Below are 19,181 nucleotides of genomic sequence, written 5' to 3' on the forward strand. Positions count from 1 at the left end.
CTCTGGTCGCTGATTGGCCGCACGCTAACCCTTGCCGAAACATTCTGCAATACCTTGCAAACATGGTCGCAACAAAGCAGCAAGCTTGCACAAGCGCCGCTCAGAGCCCGTCGCAGCGCAGCCCGTCCACAGTGCACTCCCGTGGTGTGTGCGACGCCCGCTCCATGTGGAACCGCAACGACACCGAACCTCCGGGCGACACATCGACCCCGCTGACGTAGGTGAAGCCGTCGTCGCTCTGCCGGATCGTCCCCTGTGGGACGCCTTCCACCCAGGCGGTCACCAGCCGTCCACCGGAGAACTCCAACCGCACCGTCCAACCGCGGCTCCGGGCGGACGTGTTGACCATCGACACCTCGCCGATGAAACCCCCGTCGAAGCTCTGCGCCACCCGGTACCGCCCGGTCATCGCCGGCTGCCCCGACGCCGCCCGGCTCGGCGACCGCGTCGCCGTGGGCCTCCCGGTCGGACCGACAGTCGGGTGGGCGGACGGTGACCCGGTCGCGGCGCTCGGCGGCAGCCCGCTCGCCCGTCCGGATATCCCCGGCAACGCCGGCACCGGAGACGGCACCGACGTGGGCAGGCTCGGCGCCACCACCGCGGACGGCACCGGCAGCGCCGGCGGCTGCGCGCCGTCCGGTGCGGGGCTACGTCCCCGGTACGCGCCCAGGGCCACGATGAGCAGGACCACCATCACGACGACACCGGCGCCCACCACGATCCAGGGCGACGTCGCGATCGCGACCGGACCGTGCGGCGAGCGCGGAACACGGCGCATGCCGGACATGTACCTCCTTCAGTGGACTGTCCGCGCAGCGTAGCGATCGGCGGGCCGGGCCGGAAAGCCTCACCGCGTGGCCACCGCCCGAGCTTCGGCTCAGCCGATCCGGCAGTCGACCCCGTTGATCGTGCACTTGAGCGGTCGCTGCGCCGACTCGCCCCAGCCGACGCGCAGTCGCAGCGTCCGAGAGTCACCCGGCTTCAGCGAACGGGTGCCGCGCAACACGAACTCCCCGTGCCCGCGCCCTCGCACCGAGATGCCCGAGTCATCACCAACTCGCAGAGCCCACGTGTCGTCGTCAAACGTCAGCTCGACCTGCCAGTCCACCGACCGACTCGACTTGTTGTCGATCGACAGCACCGCCGCGTCCCCGTCCCAGCCGTTCGTACCGACCTGGTACCGGGCGCTGGTCGTGTCATCAGCCGGTGTCGTCGGCGCCGCCAGGGCGTTCGTCCGCCCCGGACTCGGTGAGCCGGTCACGGTGGCCCGCGGCGACGGCGTCCGACTGCTGCGCGACGGGCGCGGCGACACCGAGCGCCGTTCCACACCCGCCGGGGTCGGCCCGCCGGTGGCCGACGCGGCGGCCGGCACGGTCGGCAGGAACGCCGGAGGCGCGGCCTGCGGCGGGGCCTCCCGTTCTCTGGTCCGGAACGACAACAGCGCGACCACCAGGAGCACCACCAGCGCGCACACACCGACCAGCACCACGATCCACGGCACCGACGCCAACACCCGCGCCGACCGCGAATCTGCCGCACCGTCCGGCCGCACCGCCATCAGGTCTCCCCTCGTCCCCCACCGACGCGACAGCGTAGCCAGCGCCGCGCGGGCCGGAAACCGGGCGGGTACGGTTCGGGCCGGTCGGCCCCGGTCGGTCAGCCCGTCCGGACGACAGTGCAGATGAGTGGACCATCATCCGAGGTACGCAACAGGTAGCGGTACCGCTCCCCCGGCACCGCCTGCCCCCGACTGTCCAGGAACTCCCACTCCACCGCCACCATCGTCAACAACGCGGACACCGGCTGCACGTCCTCGATCCGGGCATGCGCTGCGACCAACTCCCGGTCCTGGTAGTCGGGTGCCGCGCCCACGAAGGACAGCGCCACCGCCGCCGCGGACGTGAACGAGAAGCTGTAGGTGTCCGCCACCACCAACCCCGGCAGGGCGTAACAGCCGGCGATGGCCGGCAGGTCACCGGAGGTCAACGCCACGCCGTACCTGTCGAAGAAGTCGGCCAACGTGTCAAGATCCGTCGAGGCGTTCACGGTCACAGCAATTGCCGGTCACCGCCCAGGTCAAACCTCAGCGCGGCGGCACCAGCACCTCGATCTCCGAACCCAACCGGGCGTCGGCGGCCAGACCGAGGTCGTCCCCACTCCAGAACCGCCCCGGGTCATACCAGTTCGGACGCCGGCCCGCCGGCAGCAACCCCATGGCCTCGTAGGTAACTGCCACCACCTCGGCGCAGTACGCCGTCTCCAGCGCCCGGTCCCGTTCGCCCGCCGACCCGGCCGGGCCCGCGGAGATGGCCCGGGTGGGCCGAGGTGCCGGTCGGCCGGGGCGCGGCAGCGCCGGCACCCGACCGCGCACCCAACGCCACGCCAACTGTGCGGTCGACGGGAACGGCGTGCCGTCCAACCGCGCGATCGTCCGCAACACCGCCCGCTCCATCTCCCCGTCGGCAGGCGGGTCGAGCTGACGCAGCCAGGCCCGTTGGCCGTACCTGTTGGCCCAGACACAGACCGCGTCCCGCAGGTCGTGCAGCTGGACGCCACGCTGGTGGGTGCCCGACCACAGGTCCGGCAACGACCTGCCCAACTCCGCGTGCCACATCAGCGGCGGCATGTCGTCAAGCACGACCGCCATCCCGACGTGGTTCACCGGGCTGTTGGTGGTGAACTGGATCGCCCGGTCCGGCACGCTGCGACCCCGGAACACCCACACGTCACCGGTGCGGGTCAACTCGACGGCCTCATCCAGGCTGATGCTCATGAGGGTCTAGCCTAGGCCGATGCGGCAACGAATGCGGTGGTGGAAGGTTCTCGGGCTGGCCGGGCTCGCCGGCGTTGCGGCCTCCGGCGTGGTGATCGCCCGGGCCGAACGGCGTCGGCGCGCGTACACCCCGGAGGAGATCCGGCAGCGGTTGCTGGAGCGGCACGCCCAGGCCGGCGACGCTGCGAAACCCGTCGACCCGGCCTGACCAACCGTCCCCTGTAGAGCGTCGATGATCGATACGATGGGGCCATGACGACGCCCGTCGCGCAACGGCCCTTCGTCCTGTCCACCCCGGCCGCCCCTGTCGAACGACACGGCGACGTCGACCTGCACCTGCCCACCCACACCGGTCCCGCTCCCGCCGTCGTGGTGGTGCACGGCGCTCCTCTGCCACCCGACGCGCCCGATCCCCGCGACTGGCTGCTCTACCGCGGCTACGGGGCGCTGCTCGCCGCGAGCGGCGTGGTCACCGCGCTGGTCAGCTACCAGGTGTCCGACCTGGCGGCGCTGCCCGCGGCAGCCGACGACATCGCCGCGATGGTCGAGCAGGTCCGCGCCGATCCGCGGGTCGACTCCGAGCGGGTGGTGCTGTGGTTCTTCTCCGGCGGCGGTCTCTTCGCGGCCGACTGGCTCCGCGTCCCGCCGCCGTGGCTACGCGGGATCGCGCTGACGTACCCGCTGCTCGTCCCGTTCCCCGGCTGGGAGGTCGACGCCCGGTTCCTGCCCGTCGAAGCCCTCAGCGCCGGCACGGGCGTGCCGCTGGTTCTGACCCGCGCCGGTCAGGACATCCCACCGGTGCTGGCCGGCATCGACGCGTTCCTGCCCGCGGCGACCGCCCAGGGGTGGCCGATGCGGGTGATCGAGGTGCCGGACGGGCAGCACTCCTTCGAGATCCTCAACCACGGCCCGCAGTCGGAGACGGCCGTTCTGGCCGCCCGCGACGCGGTTTTGGAGCTGCTCGCCGCCGGCTGACCCACCCCGCCGGCCTAATACCCCCGGCACACCGGTGCGCAGGCTTCCGTCGGCGGCGCACCAGATTGGCGATCTCTCGCACCCGACGTTCGCCGTCGTACGACGATCGTCAGAGAGCCGATCGGTGGTGGGGGGGTGATGAGGTGCGCGGCAGACGCCGGGGTGCCCGACCGGCGCAGAGTGCGCTGCGCGAGGGCCGGGAGGCCTACGAACGGCTGCGCACCTACCTCATCCTCGCGGTGCAGGCGGGTGTGGCCGCCGGGTTGGCCTGGTTCGTTGCCAGCGACGTGCTGCACAATCCGCAGCCGCTGTTCGCACCCGCCGCCGCGGTCGGCACCATCGCGGCGGCTGTCGGTAACCGGGCCCGTCGAACTCTGGAGCTTCTCGCCGGGGTGTTCCTGGGGGTGCTTGTCGGAAACGGGATCGTACGGTTCATCGGGGCGGGACCGATACAGACAGGTGTTGTCGTGGCGCTCGCCATTTCGGCGGCAGCCGTCTTCCGAGGCACCGGAGCGGTCATGGTGCAGGCGGGAAGCACCGCCGTCCTGCTCGGCACAGTGTCTCCGGACCGGCCGGACCTGGCCGTCCCGCGGACGGCGAACGCGCTTGTCGGTGTGGTGGTGGCCATCGTGGTGGCCCTGCTGATCCTGCCACTCAACCCGGTGCGGATCGTGCACCGCGCCGCTGGTCCGACAGTCGATGCCATCGCCCGGGAGATGACAGCCATCGCCAGTGCGCTGACCCACCGCGACGTGCGGCAGGCCGAGGATGCCCTGCAGCGGCTGCGTGCGGCAGAGGCGCAACGACGGAACACGGCCGACGTGGTCGCCGCGGCATGCGAAGTCGCGATTCTCTCACCGTGGCGGAGAAGACGGCTGGGCATCATGCGTCGGTACGCGCGGGCTGCCGAGCACCTTGAACTCGCCTACACCAGCAGCCGCGAGATGGTGCAGTGGGCGGTGTCGGCACTACACGCCCGGGAAACGCCGCCGGCCGGCCTCTCCACAGCGATCGAGCACTTCGGCCAGGCGTTCAGGCTCCTGCACCGTGACTTCCTGGCCGGACGGGAGCCGGACCGCGCGCGGGAGCGAGCGCTACAGGTGATCAGTGACATCGACGAGGCGTGCGCTGAGGGTGTCGGGTCCTCCGGGGCTGTCGTCGTCTCGCAACTGCGGGCTGTCGTCAGTCAACTGCTCCAGATCTCCGGGCTCCCTGAGACGGAGGCGAATCAGCAGGCCGGTCTGCACGCCGAGGTGTGAGCGGTCAGGGCAGCGGGCCGTCGGTCTCCGCTGTCACGCTGAGGCGGTCCCGGATCAGCGCGAGCACTGTGTCGGTGGTCCGGTCGAGGTGGCTGCGGCCGTCCGGTAAGCGGGCCTCCGGGGCGATGTAGCTGCGCGGGCCGATGTGCGTGGCGGGGTCGAGCCGGTGCACGGTGATCTTGCCGTCGCGGTCGGCCCGGTTCCATCCGCTCCAGCGGAACAGCCGCCACCGCTGCGGGAAGATCCAGGTACCGACCCGCTCGATCCAGTCACCGGCGCTGGTGAGCTGGTAGAGGTGCTGGGCATGGGTGATGTCGTTGGCGCCGTTGTGGAACCCGCCGAGAGTGATCAGCCAGAGCGGGGTGCGCAGTTGGGACCACAGTTCGTTCACCGCGCCGCTGGCGACCTGGGCGCCGCCGCTGTAGCTGAGCAGGACCACGGGTATGCCGCTGTCCGGCCGGTAACCGGCGACCTGGAGTTCGGTGGCGATCTGCGCACCGACGGCGCGGTTGTACAGGGGACGGTAGCGGCGGTCGGCGGCGACGAAGATCTGCATCACGTTGTGCAGGAACAGCAGCAGCCCGATGCGGCGGCGCACCCAGGTCCAGACCGGCCGGTCGGAGAGCGGCACGGCGAGCGGGGAGTAGGGCTGCACCTGGCCCAGCACCCGGAGCTCCGGCGCGCGGTTGATCAGGGCCTTGACCAGTCGGCCACCGTCGCGGGTGTCGTGGAAACGGCGTTTCCCGATGCCGTCCAGATAGACCAGGTAGGCGTCCGGAGGGCGGTCCGGATCCGCCCCTCGGGCGTAGGACATGCCCTCAGGGCGGGAGATGGTGGGTGTGCGCCAGCCGGCGGCGTAGACCAGCACCTCGTAGCGGGCGAGCAGGGCCTCGGCGATCAGCACCAGTCCGAGCCCGACGAGCAGCAGCAGGAGCGCCAGTTCGATCACGCGACGGGCTCCACTGCTCGGGTGCTGTTGAGCTTCACGACAAGGCGGCGGACACCCTCGACGGAGACGCCGAGCCCGACTCCCGCGATCGCCACACAGCCGGCGGCCTCCCACCAGCCGACTCCGGCCAGCGTGGCGAGAGCACCGGCGAGACCGGCCCCCACCCCCACCATGAGCAGCAGGTGCAGCAGCGGCCCGAGCAGCGGGAACGCGAGGACTCCCGCGAGCACCAGCGGAACGGCCAGGCCTGGCGTCCAGACCAGTGCGTCGGACGGTGCGGTGGGCAGCACCAGGCCGGCGACGGCCCACGCGGACAGCGGCCAGAGCGCGAACACCGCGCCGTCGACGATCGCGCCCGCCAGCAACAACCCGACCACCCTCGCGGGCGACACGCCGGACAGGCGTGCCACCACCGGCAGGAGGCGCCCGGCGGCCTCGGACAGCCCGGCGACCAGCAGCAGGATGGCGACAACTGTCGACATCGGTCAGCCCTGTGGTGGCAGATCGGCAGAGCGCGGCTGGGTGACCGAGCCGGTCTGCTGCACGAAGTGCTCAAGCACGTCGGCGGCACGCGCGTAACCGCCCGCCTCACGCTGGGCCACCCGCAGCGTGCTCGCGGCGGCCCGGAACCCAGGCTCGTCGAGCAGGCGCCGCGCGAGAGCCCGCACGACCTGCGCCGTGACGTCCCCCGTGCTGATCGACAGGCCGGCACCGAGCTCGACGATGCGGGAGGCCACCAGCAGTTGGTCGGCGCCCTGCGGAACCACAAGCATCGGGGTGCCGGCGTACAGGGCCTCGTTGACGCTGTTCACCCCGCCGTGGGTGATGAACAGCGCCGCGCGGGGCAGCACCTCCAACTGCGGTACGGAACGGTGGGCGAGCACGTTGCCCGGCAGTGGGCCGAGCACGGCGGGATCGGTGTGCCCGGTGGAGATGATCACGGTGCCACCCAGCGGGGCCAGCGCGTCGGCGAAGGTGCGCAGCAACTGCGGGGCGTCGAACACCGTGCCCATCGAGGCGTAGATCACCGGGTCCCGCAGTCGGTCGACCGGGAACGACGAGTCTGGTCGGCGGGCGCCGATGCTCGGTCCGACGAACTGGTAGGACGTGTCGAAACTGTCCGCCTCGGGGTGGAACGCCCGCGAGGTGTAGACCAGGTTGAGCGGCTGACGGATGTTGGCCAGGTCGATCAGGGGCAGGGCGCCTGTGTCGTACCGGCGGCGCAGCTCCCAGCGGGATCTCAGGTACCCGACGGTGGAGCGGGGAAGGGCCGCCGCAGCGCTGAACAGCTTCCAGGAGCCGCGGGTCGGGCTGGGCACGTGCCGGTTGAAGGCGAACGTGGTGAACGACGATGCCGGCGGCACGCCGAGTTCCCGGGCCACCACCGGCCCCCACGGGCAGAGCGAGTCGTGCACGATCAGATCGGGCCGGGTGCCCCGCAGGTCGGTGAGGACGGCGGGCAGCACGCGTACGGCGGAACGCGCAAGCTGCTCCATGACCGTGACGGGCGTCGGCGGGCCGGACAGTGGTGGGTCGTCCCCTGGGTAGAGGAACACCCGTGCCCCGGTGGCCGCGATCTGCTCGGCGTAGGCCGGCGTCGTGTGGTACGTGACGGAGTGGCCACGACGAACAAGCTCCCCCACGACGGGCAATGTCGGGTTGATGTGCCCGTGCATGGCGATGTTCAGGAATGCCACAGCGCTCATCGGCCGACCCCGGGCGGGAAAGGAGCCAGCGCCCCGAACATTGCAGCGTCCATGATCCACCCCTCTCGGTCAGAGCCTAGATGTTGCCTGGTGGCGGCGCGTCGCGGACCAGGTACTCGACCCGTCAGCGGCCCACCTCCGCATGATCGTGCTCGATCCAGGATGTAGTGGCCTCGTGGCGTGGGGAGGGGCCTGTTTCCTGGATCGAGCACGATCTTGGGCCGGGTTCACACGGCGTGCCGCCCTGGGCCGGGTTCGGCGTAGGTGGGCGCCGGTGGGAACGTTGACCCGTGCCGTGAAGTTCTCGGCGGGGCCAGCCCGCACGCTGGTCCTGTCCCGGGTCAACCGCGGGTCCAGCCGCGCCGAACGGCGCAGACCGGCGTGATCCACTCGGCTTTCATGAAATCGGGGTATCCCCGGCGCCCGGACACCGCGACGTTCAGAAACCCGAGTGGATCACGCCGCCGTGGCCGCCGTGTCTGTTTCGCCAGCCCCGTCAGGCAGGTGGATTGTCGGGTTTGACCTCGGGTGTCGGGTGGTCGGGGCCACCCTTAGCCTGGAATCGGGGGCCGGGCCGGGTCGTTATACCTGGCAGACCACCGCGACTGTCAGAGTCGTGGGGCGCGGCAGCCGCCGGGAACATCCGGTAGGCCGCCCCGGTTACATCCCCCGCACGGCCGAGTACCACCGGCCTCCGGGTAGGCGGAATGATTCGCCACCGGCATCCGTTACACCCTGTCCCGACGCCGACCCCCACTCGCGGGTCGCCGGGCAGACCCCCCTCGAGCTTTCCCCGCACGACCACACCACCCCGCACGACCACACCACCCGGGTGTGGTGTGGGCACCCCCGATGCAGAGGAGCACGCCATCATGCGTACCGATCTGATCCGTAAGACCGCCCTGACCGCTGCCGGCCTCGCCTTCACCGGCGGCGCCATCGCCGGCCCCGTCACCACCGCCTACGCGGCGTCCGACGCCAAGCCGGCCACGCAAACCCAGACCGACCGCAAGGGCGGCCACGATGAGCGCGAACTCGGCGTGCGCTACGAAGCCCAGCCGAACTTCTACTACTGCGGGCCCGCCGCGACCCGAAACGCCCTGAGCGTGCAGGGCAAGAACATCAACGTCGACGACATGGCCAAGGAGATGGGCACCACCGAGGCCGGCACCAACTCCATCAACGACATCACCCCCGTCCTCAACAAGGAAACCGGCAAGAACGCCTACCGGTCCGTGGAAATCAGCACCCCCGACGCCGACACCAAGCAGACCGACACGCTACGCGCCGACGTCGTCACGACCGTCGACGACGGCCGGGCCGTCGTCGCCAACATCGCCGGCACCAGCACCGACACCGACGGTGCGAGCCACTCCTACGAGGGCGGGCACTACATCAGCGTCGTCGGCTACCGCGACAACGGCAACACCGTCAAGATCGCCGACTCCGCCGACCCCAACACCGCCTCCTACTGGATCACCGTCGAGCACCTCGCCGACTGGATCGCCACCCGCGGCTACGCCACCAGCTAAGCCACACGCAAGCACACACCGAAGGGCCGGACCCCACCACGGGGCCCGGCCCTTCGGCATGCCCAGAGGTCAGTGCTCGTTGCCCGCGCGGACCGGGTCGACGTCGGGGGTCACCGCAGCCGACTGACCGCTGGAGGCCGCCTCCACGTCAGGGGTGACCTCGGCCGACTCGATGCGGTGCGCGCGTCGGCGCAGCCACCAGGTGCTGCCGAGCCCGGCGAGCACCGCGAGGACCAACCCGGCCCAGGAGATGTCCTTCAGCCAGTGTTCGGCCGCTCGGCCAACCGAGTAGAGCAGGTACGTCGTGCCGAAGGCCCAGACCAACCCGCCGGCCGCGTTGGCCAGCAGGAAGCGGCGGTACGGCACGTGCAGAGCCCCGGCGAGCGGCCCGGCCAGGATGCGCAGCAGTGCCACGAACCGCCCGAAGAAGACCGCCCAGACGCCGTGCCGCGCGAAGCTCTGTTCGGCACGGGCGAGTTGCGCCGGGCCCAGGTGTTTGGGGAACCGCCTGCCCAGCCGGGCGAGCAGCGGACGACCGCCGCGTCGGCCGATGGCGTACCCGACGGAGTCGCCGACGATGGCGCCGAACGCCGCCGCGCTGGCCACCCACTCCGGCTCCACCACGCCGGTGGCGGCGAGCAGGGCGGAGCTGACCAGGACGATCTCGCCGGGCAGCGGGACGCCCATGCTCTCCACGCCGATCACCCCGGCGACGATCAGGTAGACCACGCCCGGAGGCAGCGCCGAGAGCCAGTGCTGAACGTCGATCACCCGGCACCCCTTCCGAATCGGCCCCGACCCTACCCCGCTACCTGACGACGCGGCGCGGTCGCGGGCCGGCCCAACCAGTGACACCAGGTTGCGCAGATAGCAAGACGGACGTACGGTTTTGTTGGAAGCGGAATCGGACGGTAAGTGTCACCTAACCTCGGCGGCACCCCGGCCGGTGCGACAGACTGCTCAGGACTACTCACGGTCGCTGGTGTGAAGGAGTACGACGTGGCGAGCCTCGACACCTTCGGTGCGAAGACCCAGCTACGCGTCGGAGACGCGAGCTACGAGATTTTCAAGATCGACAAGGTGGACGGCCACGCCCGGTTGCCGTACAGCCTGAAGATCCTGCTGGAGAACCTGCTGCGGACCGAGGACGGCGCGAACATCACCGCCGACCACATCCGCCAGCTCGGCGGGTGGGACTCCACCGCCGCCCCGAGCGTGGAGATCCAGTTCACCCCGGCGCGGGTCCTGATGCAGGACTTCACCGGCGTGCCCTGCGTGGTCGACCTGGCGACCATGCGCGAGGCCGTACGCGACCTGGGCGGCGACGCCAGCAAGGTCAACCCCCTCGCCCCGGCCGAGCTGGTCATCGACCACTCGGTCATCGCCGACCTGTTCGGCCGCGAGGACGCGTTCGCTCGCAACGTCGAGCTGGAGTACGAGCGCAACAAGGAGCGCTACCAGTTCCTGCGCTGGGGTCAGACCGCGTTCAACGAGTTCAAGGTCGTCCCGCCGGGCACCGGCATCGTGCACCAGGTCAACATCGAGTACCTGGCCCGCACCATCATGGAGCGCAACGGCCAGGCGTACCCGGACACGGTGGTCGGCACCGACTCGCACACCACCATGGTCAACGGCCTGGGCGTGCTGGGCTGGGGCGTCGGCGGCATCGAGGCCGAGGCCGCGATGCTCGGCCAGCCGGTCAGCATGCTGATCCCCCGGGTGGTGGGCTTCAAGCTCTCCGGCGAGATGCCGGCCGGCACCACCGCCACCGACCTGGTGCTGACCATCACCGAGATGCTGCGCAAGCACGGCGTGGTCGGCAAGTTCGTCGAGTTCTACGGCCCCGGCGTGAGCGCCGTGCCGCTGGCCAACCGGGCCACCATCGGCAACATGTCCCCCGAGTACGGCTCCACCGTGGCGATCTTCCCGATCGACGCGGAGACGATCCGCTACCTGGAGCTGACCGGCCGCGACGCCGCCCAGGTCGCGCTCGTCGAGGCGTACGCCAAGGAGCAGGGCCTCTGGCACGACCCGGCGGCCGAGCCGGAGTACTCCGAGCGCCTGGAGCTGGACCTCGGCACCATCGAGCCGTCGCTCGCCGGCCCGAAGCGCCCGCAGGACCGGGTGCCGCTGGGTGCTGCGAAGACGCTGTTCCGCTCCGCGTTGACCGACTACGTGGCCGACGACTCCGTCGGTGAGCGTGACCTCAAGCCGGGCGTGCCCCGCGAGGAGCTGCCGCGCGGCGCCAACGGCCCGGCCGACGAGGCCAGCGCCGAGTCCTTCCCGGCCAGCGACCCGCCGGCCAACGAGTTCAGCGACCCGGCCGACGAGCCGCGTGACCTGGAGACCGCGGCGGTCGGCGCGGGTGGCCGGGCCAGCCACCCGGTCCGGGTCACCGGAGCCGACGGCGTCGAGTACGAGCTGGACCACGGTGCCGTGGTGATCGCCGCGATCACCTCCTGCACCAACACGTCCAACCCGCAGGTGATGATCGGTGCCGCGCTGCTGGCCCGCAACGCCGTGGAGAAGGGCCTGACCCGCAAGCCGTGGGTGAAGACCACCCTGGCGCCGGGCTCGAAGGTCGTCATGGACTACTACGAGCGGGCCGGCCTCACGCCGTACCTGGACAAGCTCGGTTTCAACCTGGTCGGCTACGGCTGCACCACGTGCATCGGCAACTCGGGCCCGCTGCCCGAGGAGGTGTCCGCCGCGGTCAACGAGCACGACCTGTCGGTGGTCTCGGTGCTCTCCGGCAACCGGAACTTCGAGGGCCGGATCAACCCGGACGTCAAGATGAACTACCTGGCGTCGCCGCCGCTGGTGGTCGCCTACGCCCTGGCCGGCACGATGGACATCGACCTGGCCAACGAGCCGATCGGTGAGGACTCCGAGGGCAACCCGGTCTACCTGCGGGAGATCTGGCCGAACAGCGCCGAGATCCAGGACGTCATCGCCCAGGCGATCGGCGCCACCGGCTTCAGCGCCGCGTACGCCGATGTCTTCGCCGGCGACGAGCGGTGGCAGTCGCTGCCGACCCCGACCGGCGACACCTTCGCCTGGGAGAGCGACTCCACCTACGTGCGCAAGCCCCCGTACTTCGAGGGCATGCAGCAGGAGCCGAGCCCGGTCGTCGACATCTCCGCGGCCCGGGTGCTGGCCAAGCTCGGTGACTCGGTGACCACCGACCACATCTCGCCGGCCGGCGCGATCAAGGCGGACTCCCCCGCCGGCACGTACCTCGCCGAGCACGGCGTGCCGCGCCACGAGTTCAACTCGTACGGTTCCCGCCGGGGTAACCACGAGGTGATGATCCGGGGCACCTTCGCCAACATCCGGCTGCGCAACCAGCTGGTGCCCGGGGTGGAGGGCGGCTTCACCGTCAACCACCTCACCGGCGAGCAGACCTCGATCTACGACGCCTCCGTCGCCTACCAGGAGGCCGGCATCCCGCTGGTCGTGCTGGCCGGCAAGGAGTACGGCTCGGGCTCGTCGCGGGACTGGGCGGCCAAGGGCACCATGCTGCTGGGCGTCCGGGCGGTCATCGCCGAGTCGTACGAGCGGATCCACCGCTCCAACCTCATCGGCATGGGCGTGCTGCCGCTGCAGTTCCCGGTGGACGTCACCGCCGAGTCGCTCGGCCTGACCGGCACCGAGACGTTCACCATCACCGGGGTGACCGCCCTCAACGACGGTGAGACCCCGCAGACCGTGCTGGTCAGCACCGACACCGGCGTCGAGTTCGACGCCGTGGTGCGGATCGACACCCCCGGTGAGGCGGACTACTACCGGCACGGCGGCATCCTGCAGTACGTGCTGCGCCGCATGATCGCCAACTGACGTACCGACGTCACCAGGCTCCTTCCCGCCCTCGGCGGGAAGGAGCCTGCGTCGTTCCCCGGGTCGCTCCTCGTGCGGGGCTAACGTCTTGGCCTGTCGCGCATCATTGAACAGAGCGGCCTGGTCCCGATTCCTGGCCTCGGCCAAGCGCGGCTGAACCTTGAGAGGTTCCCGGTGCGGCCACCTTCCGAAGCTGAGATCTTGGACAGTTTCCGTTAGCTGAAGACGGAAAGTGTCCAAGATTCACTTCGTTGACCCTCTCCGATCCCCACCGGCGTCTTCGGCACGGTCGGACCACCAGACGCACAGAGCCGACGCGAGCCCCTACGGGGCGAGTTCGTCGGCCCGGTCGAGCAGCGCGCGGCGCTCCACGGTTGAGCCCACCATCGCCGCCGCCTCCCGGAACAGTCCGGCGGCCCGACGTCGCTCCCCCTGCCGGGCCACCATGTCTGCCTCCACCGCGACGGTGAGCGGGTAGCCGTCCAGACCGCCTCCGGCACGCGCCTCGGCGAGCAGGACCAACCCGGCGGCCGGCCCGTACGCGTAGCCGTGCGCGACCGCCCGGTTGAGCGCGATCACCGGCGACGGGCGGATGTCGGCCAGCGCGTCGTAGGCCCGCGCGATCGCCGGCCAGTCGGTGTCGTGGGCCGAGGCGGCGGTGGCGTGGCAGGCGGCGATCCGGGCCTGCCACGCGTACGGCCCGTCGTGGCGTACCCGATCGAGGGCGGCCAGGCCCTCGGCGATGGCGACACTGTCCCACCGTGCGCGGTCCTGCCGCTCCAGGGTGAGCAGGGTGCCGGCCGCGTCGCGGCGGGCGTCCCGACGGGAGTGCTGGAACAGAAACAACGCCAGCAGCGCCGCGACCTCGGACTGCTCGGGCATCAGCCGGTCGAGCAGCCGGGCCAGCCGAACCGCCTCGTCGGCGAAGGCCGGCTCGCCGTCGACGACGTAGCCCCTGGTGAACAGCAGGTACAGCACGGCGAGGACGCCGGGCAGCCGCTCGGTCAGCGCCGGCCCGCTCGGCACCCGGTACGGGATACCGGCCTGCGCGATGCGGGTGCGGGCCCGGGTCAGCCGGCGGGTCATCGTCGACTCGCTGACCAGCAGAAGGCGGGCGATGTCGGCGGTCGGCACGCCGCAGACCGTGCGCAGCGTCAGCGCCACCCGGGCCTCGATCGCGAGCGCCGGGTGGCAGCAGGTGAAGATGAGTCGCAGCCTGTCGTCCACCATGTCCTGCCCCACCTCGGGCTCCGGCTGTGCCTCGTCCGGCGTGAGCAACGCCAGGTCGTGCAACTTGCGCCGCTCGACCGTGGCCCGGCGCAGCACGTCGATCGCCCGGTTGCGGGCCACCGTCATCAGCCAGCCGCCGGGGTTTGCCGGCACACCGTCGGCGGGCCAGCGCTCCAGGGCGACGGTCAACGACTCCTGGGCGCAGTCCTCGGCCAACGCCCAGTCCCCGGTCACCCGGATCAGGGTCGCGACGATCCGGGGGTACGCCTCGACGCTGGCGGCCGCGACAGCCTCCGCCGCCACCGCGCCGGCCGGTGCCTGGGTGGGCATCGGCCGGCGCTGCGATGTGGCCAAGTCCGTCAGTCCGGCAGGTCAGCGAACGGGCGCAACTCCAGTCGCCCTTCCCGGGCCATCGGGTGGGTACGGGCCACCTCGATCGCCTCGTCGAGGTCGGCGCAGTCGAGCAGGTCGAAGCCCACGATCACCTCGGCGGTCTCCGCGAACGGCCCCTCGGAGACGAGCAGCTCACCGTCACGAACACGGACGGTGGTGGCTGCGCTTGTCGACGCGAACACGTTGCCGGTCAGTCGGCGGCCACGAGAGTCGTTTTCCGCCACCCACTTGTGGATGTCGGGAAGCTCGGTGGGGTCGGTGTCCGGCTCGGTGTCGCTGCACACGAACATCATGTACTTCATCTGATCGCTCCCTGGTTTCTCGGGGTTTCACCAGCATGACGATCAGCCGGGGGCGTTCCGGACACCCTCCCCCGAGAAACTTCTGTCAGTCTCCGCTGGCGGCGCGGCGGCGGGCCTCGCGGGTCTTCATGGCGTGCTCCATGAGCGTCACGAGCACCTCCTTGCTGGACTCCCGCTGCCGGGCGTCGCAGAGCAGCACCGGCACACCCGGGTCCAGGTTCAGTGCGGCCTGCACCTCGTCGAGCCGGTACGACCGAGCGCCCTGGAAGCAGTTCACCGCCACCACGAAGGGCGTGCCCCGACCCTCGAAGTAGTCGATCGAGGGGAAACAGTCGGCGAGCCGGCGGGTGTCGGCCAGCACCACCGCGCCGATCGCGCCCAACGCCAGCTCGTCCCAGACGAACCAGAACCGGTCCTGCCCCGGCGTACCGAACAGGTACAGCACCAGGTCGTCGCTGATGGTGATCCGGCCGAAGTCCATGGCCACGGTGGTGGTGGTCTTGCCCTCCACCCCGGACAGGTCGTCGATGCCGACCCCCGACTCCGTCAGGACCTCCTCGGTGCGCAACGGCCGGGTTTCGCTGACCGCGCCAACCATGGTCGTCTTGCCCACGCCGAAGCCGCCCGCGACCAGGATCTTGATCGCGGTGGGCAGTGGCGTCGCTCCCGCCGGCCGGTCAGAGTGCCCGTAGTCCATTGATTACCGCCTCGAAGATGCTGTTGTCGGGAAGACCGGCCGTGGTCTGCGGCTCGCGGACCTGCACCAGGCTGCGGGCTGCCAGATCACCGAGAAGCACCCGGATGGTGCCCACCGGCAGGTCGAGATGGGCGGCGATCTCGGCGACGGACTGTATGCGCTGGCACAGCCCGACGATCGCCAAATGCTCGGGACCGAGACCGACCTCGGGCGTGACCTCGGCTCGGGTCGCCGTGACCAGGGAGATCAGATCGAATGTGCCGGTGACCGGGCGGGCCCGACCGCGCGTCACCGCGTACGGGCGCACCACCGGACCCGCATGGTCGTCCACCCACTGATGGTCTGCGGACTCCCCCTGGACCGTCATCGCCGCTACCTCTCGCCGACCTGCTGATCAGTGCCGCGCGACGGCGATGCGACGTACTTGCCGACGCGGGTGACCAGCATCGCCATCTCGTAGGCGATCAGGCCGACGTCGGCGTCCTCGCTGGCCAGCACCGCCAGGCAGGCGTTGCGGCCGGCCGCCGTGACGAACAGGAACGACGACTGCATCTCGATGATGGTCTGCTGCACCTGCCCACCACCGAAACGCTTGCCGGCGCCTCGCGCGAGGCTCTGGATGCCGGCCGCCATCGCCGCGAGGTGCTCGCCGTCGTCCCGGCTCAACCCCTGGGAGGAGGCCATCAAGAGGCCGTCGGTGGAGAGCGCGACCGCGTGTTCGGCCTGCTTCACCCGGCCCACCAGGTCATCCAGCAACCACGTCAGGTCGGCGCTCGAAGCCGTCTTCTGGGTCACTTCGTCGTCCTCTTCTCGCCCGGCTGTGCGCCGTGTTCGTCTGGGGCTTGACCGTCACACCGCGTGGGAACCCGCGTCATCGGTGCTCGGTCAGGTCGCTTGTGGATCCTCGTCGGTCGGCTCGGACGGCGTCGCCGCCGGGGCGCCGGAGGCGCCGCCGAGCAGCCGAGCCGCGTCGGTGCGACCACGCCGAGTGCCGGTCTGATAGGAGCTCATCATCCGGCGCACCTGCTCCGGTGGGCGCACCACATCCTCGTCGTCGGTCTCGGACACCGCCGGGTCGTCTCGCAACTCGGGAACGATGTTCGCCTGTCGGACCCGGACGGGCAGGCCGGAGTCGGTCCGCTCCGCCTCGGCGCGGGCGGGCATCGGACCTCCGTCGCTGGCCGCGACCGGCTCTCCGTCGGGACCGTCCGGGCGGGTGCGGTCGACGGCGGGCAGGCCGGTGGGCACGGTCGGGGCTTCCAGGGCCGGCTGGCCCTGGCCGCGCCGGGCGCGGGTGGGCAGGTCGGGTGTGCCGGTTGCCGGGGTGGTCCGCTGTCGGGTGGGGAGAACGGTGTCCGACTCGGCCTCCTCGCCAGTCGTCGGGGTGCTGGTGTCGGCCGACATCGGCACCGCCGACGTCACCGCCACGTCCGGCGTGGTGGTCGTCGGTGCGGCGAGCGCGACAGGTGCGAGGGACGCCTGACGGCCGGCGTCGGTGGCGGGCGCCGACGGCAGCGGGATCGCCGTACCGGCCCGGAACGAGCCCGAGTCCTCCGGGGAGGCGTCGGCCTCGGTGACCAGCTCCAGCGGGATCAGCACGACAGCCGTGGTGCCGCCGTACGCGGACTCCTTGAGCCGTACCCGCACGCCGTGCCGTTCGGTCAGCCGGCTCACCACGTAGAGCCCGAGGCGGGCCGCGTTGGCGAGGTTCAGCTCGGACTGGTCGACGATCCGGTGGTTCGCGGCGGCCAGGTCCTCCTCGCTCATGCCGAGGCCCCGGTCCTCGATCTCGATGGCGAACCCGTTCGAGACCAACTGGCCGCGGACCTCGACAGTCGTGTGTGGCGGCGAGAACGACAGGCCGTTCTCGATCAGCTCGGCGAGCAGGTGGATGATGTCGCCGACCGCGCGGCCGCCGAGCGAGACCGGCCCGAGCGGCAGCACGTTGACCCGGGTGTAGTCCTCCACCTCGGCCACGGCGCCGCGCACCACGTCGACCATCGGGACGTTGCGCCGCCAGGCCCGACCGGGGGTGGAACCGGAGAGCACGATCAGGTTCTCCGCGTTGCGCCGCATCCGGGTGGCCAGGTGGTCGACCCGGAACAGGTCCTCCAGCTCCTCCGCGTCGTGTTCGCGGCGCTCCATCGCGTCGAGCAGGGTGAGCTGACGGTGAACGAGCGCCTGCGTGCGTCGGGCCAGGCTCAGGAAGACCTCGCGAACGTTGCGGCGCAGGTCGGCCTGCTCGACGGCGGTCCGTAGGGCGGTCTCCTGAACGGCGTTGAACGCCTTGCCGACCTGGCCGATCTCGTCGGTGCCGAACTCCAGCGGGGGCGCCTCGGTGGCCACGTCGACCTCCTCGCCGCGCCCGAGCCGCTCCACCACCCGGGGCAGCCGCTCGTCGGCGAGCTGCCAGGCGGCCTCACGCAGACGCTCCAGCTGGCGCAGCAGGTTCCGTGCGGTGGTGATGGAGACGACGACGGAGGCGATGACGGCGAGCAGGCCCAGACCGGTGGCGAGCACCAGCCGGACGACAACCATCACGGCGACGCCGGTGGCCCGGTCGACGATGCCCTCACCACCGGAGAGCACGACGTCGTTGACTGCGGCCAGCGCGGGTTCCACGGTGCCGCGCCACTGCTCGGCGCCGACCGGTAGCTGAGTCGACGGCCGGCCCTCGCGGATGATGCTGTCCTGCACGGCGCGCAGCCGGGTGAACGCCTCACCCTCGACGAGCTGCTGGTAACGGCGCTGGTCGGCGTCGGCGAGCCGAACCCGGGTCTCCTCACCGACGAACCGCTCCGAGCCGACCAGCGCGACGTAGCGGGCGTACTCGGCGCCGCTCATCCGACCGTTGCCGAAGAGGCCGCTGAGCAGCGCGTCCTCCTGGGAGATCAGCTCCTTCATCCGGTTGAGCTGGATCAGGGCTGCCGCCTCGCCGGCGATCTGCTTGTCGTCCAGGCTGCCCGTCACGTCGTAGATCTGGAAGATCGACTCGATCGCGTCGGTGTACGCCTCGGCGGCGGCAATCCGGTCGATCTTGCGGTCCAGCACCTCCGCGCGGGTCTGCTCCAACGTGTTGACCTGGGCGATCGTCTGACCGAGCTGGGTGTCGAGCGCGGAGCTGCCGGCGATGTCGACCTGCCAGTTGCCCACCGAGTCGGCGAAGGCGGCGGCCAACTCCTTGGTCTTGCGCTGCTCGGCCTCGAGCGCCGTCCGCTGCGCGGCCTCGGGGTTGCTCAGGTACGCCTGGGTCAACCGCCGCTCCACCTGGAGCTCCTGCAACAGTGGCTCGCTCGGCGCGTAGACCTTGCTGTTGAGCAGCTGGACACCGAGCAGGTTGAAGCCGTCACGCAGGGTCACCCACGCCGCGAACATCCAGAGCGCGACCAGGGAGAGCAGCAGGGCGACAACCTTGGTGCGGATACTCGTACCGCGAGAACGCATTGAACCGTCCCAGGCTGGGCGTTGACTCAGCTCATCAACGAATGATCAGAGGGGGCGACGTCCCACCACAGCGGGGCATCCGGG

19 protein-coding genes are annotated in these 19,181 nt (G+C 70.9%); 5 read left to right on the top strand and 14 right to left on the bottom strand.

Features of this window, described 5'->3' with window-relative positions; all coding sequences use genetic code 11:
- Positions 1–100: 100 nt before the first annotated feature.
- The 4 genes from ACQP0U_RS22660 to ACQP0U_RS22675 all read right to left on the bottom strand — a co-directional run bounded on the left by ACQP0U_RS22660 (position 101) and on the right by ACQP0U_RS22675 (position 2,773).
- Positions 101–787, bottom strand: coding sequence for a cellulose binding domain-containing protein (locus ACQP0U_RS22660; protein ID WP_433310443.1), 687 nt, complete (start codon positions 785–787; stop codon positions 101–103).
- Positions 788–877: 90 nt separating this feature from the next.
- Complete coding sequence (locus tag ACQP0U_RS22665) at positions 878–1,558, bottom strand: hypothetical protein (protein WP_433310445.1); 681 nt, start codon at positions 1,556–1,558, stop codon at positions 878–880.
- 98 nt (positions 1,559–1,656) lie between these two features.
- Positions 1,657–2,046, bottom strand: a complete 390-nt coding sequence (locus ACQP0U_RS22670; protein ID WP_433310448.1) for a hypothetical protein — start codon at positions 2,044–2,046, stop codon at positions 1,657–1,659.
- A 37-nt stretch (positions 2,047–2,083) separates the two neighbouring features.
- Positions 2,084–2,773, bottom strand: coding sequence for a hypothetical protein (locus tag ACQP0U_RS22675; protein WP_433310451.1), 690 nt, complete (start codon positions 2,771–2,773; stop codon positions 2,084–2,086).
- Between the two features lie 19 nt (positions 2,774–2,792).
- Here ACQP0U_RS22675 and ACQP0U_RS22680 point away from each other — a divergent pair, with 19 nt between their 5' ends.
- From ACQP0U_RS22680 to ACQP0U_RS22690, 3 genes are all read left to right on the top strand, one after another.
- Entirely contained in the window at positions 2,793–2,981 is a 189-nt protein-coding gene (locus ACQP0U_RS22680; RefSeq protein ID WP_433321358.1) for a hypothetical protein, read from the top strand.
- Positions 2,982–3,025: 44 nt separating this feature from the next.
- A complete protein-coding gene (locus ACQP0U_RS22685) occupies positions 3,026–3,748 on the top strand; it encodes a hypothetical protein (protein ID WP_433310452.1) in 723 nt (240 codons plus the stop codon).
- Between the two features lie 143 nt (positions 3,749–3,891).
- A complete protein-coding gene (locus ACQP0U_RS22690) occupies positions 3,892–5,007 on the top strand; it encodes an FUSC family protein (RefSeq protein ID WP_433310455.1) in 1,116 nt (371 codons plus the stop codon).
- Between the two features lie 4 nt (positions 5,008–5,011).
- Here the strand turns inward: ACQP0U_RS22690 and ACQP0U_RS22695 are convergent, their stop codons facing one another.
- Genes ACQP0U_RS22695 through ACQP0U_RS22705 form a run of 3 tightly spaced genes read right to left on the bottom strand, consistent with a single transcriptional unit; the run spans position 5,012 to position 7,662 of the window.
- Positions 5,012–5,956: a hypothetical protein gene (locus tag ACQP0U_RS22695; protein WP_433310458.1), complete on the bottom strand. Its 945-nt coding sequence runs from the start codon at positions 5,954–5,956 to the stop codon at positions 5,012–5,014.
- The gene (locus ACQP0U_RS22700) at positions 5,953–6,438 is read right to left on the bottom strand and encodes a hypothetical protein (RefSeq protein ID WP_433310461.1); all 486 of its coding nucleotides are present in this window, start codon (positions 6,436–6,438) and stop codon (positions 5,953–5,955) included. Before ACQP0U_RS22700 ends, ACQP0U_RS22695 begins: the two co-directional genes overlap by 4 nt.
- A 3-nt stretch (positions 6,439–6,441) precedes the next feature.
- Entirely contained in the window at positions 6,442–7,662 is a 1,221-nt protein-coding gene (locus ACQP0U_RS22705) for a macrolide family glycosyltransferase (RefSeq protein ID WP_433310464.1), read from the bottom strand.
- A gap of 872 nt (positions 7,663–8,534) precedes the next feature.
- On the opposite strand from ACQP0U_RS22705, the gene ACQP0U_RS22710 reads away from it, so the two are divergent.
- Positions 8,535–9,194: a C39 family peptidase gene (locus ACQP0U_RS22710; protein WP_433310467.1), complete on the top strand. Its 660-nt coding sequence runs from the start codon at positions 8,535–8,537 to the stop codon at positions 9,192–9,194.
- A 69-nt stretch (positions 9,195–9,263) separates the two neighbouring features.
- Here ACQP0U_RS22710 and ACQP0U_RS22715 read toward each other — a convergent pair whose 3' ends face one another.
- Positions 9,264–9,965 (bottom strand): DedA family protein, encoded by a 702-nt coding sequence (locus ACQP0U_RS22715; RefSeq protein WP_433310470.1) that lies wholly within the window; start codon positions 9,963–9,965, stop codon positions 9,264–9,266.
- 213 nt (positions 9,966–10,178) lie between these two features.
- Here ACQP0U_RS22715 and ACQP0U_RS22720 point away from each other — a divergent pair, with 213 nt between their 5' ends.
- The gene (locus tag ACQP0U_RS22720; protein WP_433310472.1) at positions 10,179–13,031 is read left to right on the top strand and encodes an aconitate hydratase; all 2,853 of its coding nucleotides are present in this window, start codon (positions 10,179–10,181) and stop codon (positions 13,029–13,031) included.
- Positions 13,032–13,355: 324 nt separating this feature from the next.
- On the opposite strand, the gene ACQP0U_RS22725 is transcribed toward ACQP0U_RS22720, so the two are convergent.
- The 6 genes from ACQP0U_RS22725 to ACQP0U_RS22750 form a co-directional block, all read right to left on the bottom strand.
- Complete coding sequence (locus ACQP0U_RS22725) at positions 13,356–14,591, bottom strand: RNA polymerase sigma factor (RefSeq protein ID WP_433310475.1); 1,236 nt, start codon at positions 14,589–14,591, stop codon at positions 13,356–13,358.
- A 29-nt stretch (positions 14,592–14,620) separates the two neighbouring features.
- Entirely contained in the window at positions 14,621–14,956 is a 336-nt protein-coding gene (locus tag ACQP0U_RS22730) for a YciI family protein (protein WP_433310477.1), read from the bottom strand.
- Between the two features lie 85 nt (positions 14,957–15,041).
- Positions 15,042–15,653 carry a GTP-binding protein gene (locus tag ACQP0U_RS22735; RefSeq protein WP_238671540.1) on the bottom strand — a complete coding sequence of 204 codons (612 nt, stop codon included), beginning with the start codon at positions 15,651–15,653 and terminating at the stop codon, positions 15,042–15,044.
- The gene (locus tag ACQP0U_RS22740; RefSeq protein WP_030337267.1) at positions 15,634–16,020 is read right to left on the bottom strand and encodes a DUF742 domain-containing protein; all 387 of its coding nucleotides are present in this window, start codon (positions 16,018–16,020) and stop codon (positions 15,634–15,636) included. Before ACQP0U_RS22740 ends, ACQP0U_RS22735 begins: the two co-directional genes overlap by 20 nt.
- A 5-nt stretch (positions 16,021–16,025) precedes the next feature.
- Positions 16,026–16,448, bottom strand: a complete 423-nt coding sequence (locus ACQP0U_RS22745) for a roadblock/LC7 domain-containing protein (protein WP_091403761.1) — start codon at positions 16,446–16,448, stop codon at positions 16,026–16,028.
- Positions 16,449–16,538: 90 nt separating this feature from the next.
- A complete protein-coding gene (locus ACQP0U_RS22750; protein WP_433310480.1) occupies positions 16,539–19,097 on the bottom strand; it encodes a nitrate- and nitrite sensing domain-containing protein in 2,559 nt (852 codons plus the stop codon).
- Positions 19,098–19,181 lie beyond the last annotated feature (84 nt).

This window comes from Micromonospora sp. CA-269861 (assembly GCF_050948505.1).
Classification (GTDB): Bacteria; Actinomycetota; Actinomycetes; order Mycobacteriales; family Micromonosporaceae; genus Micromonospora.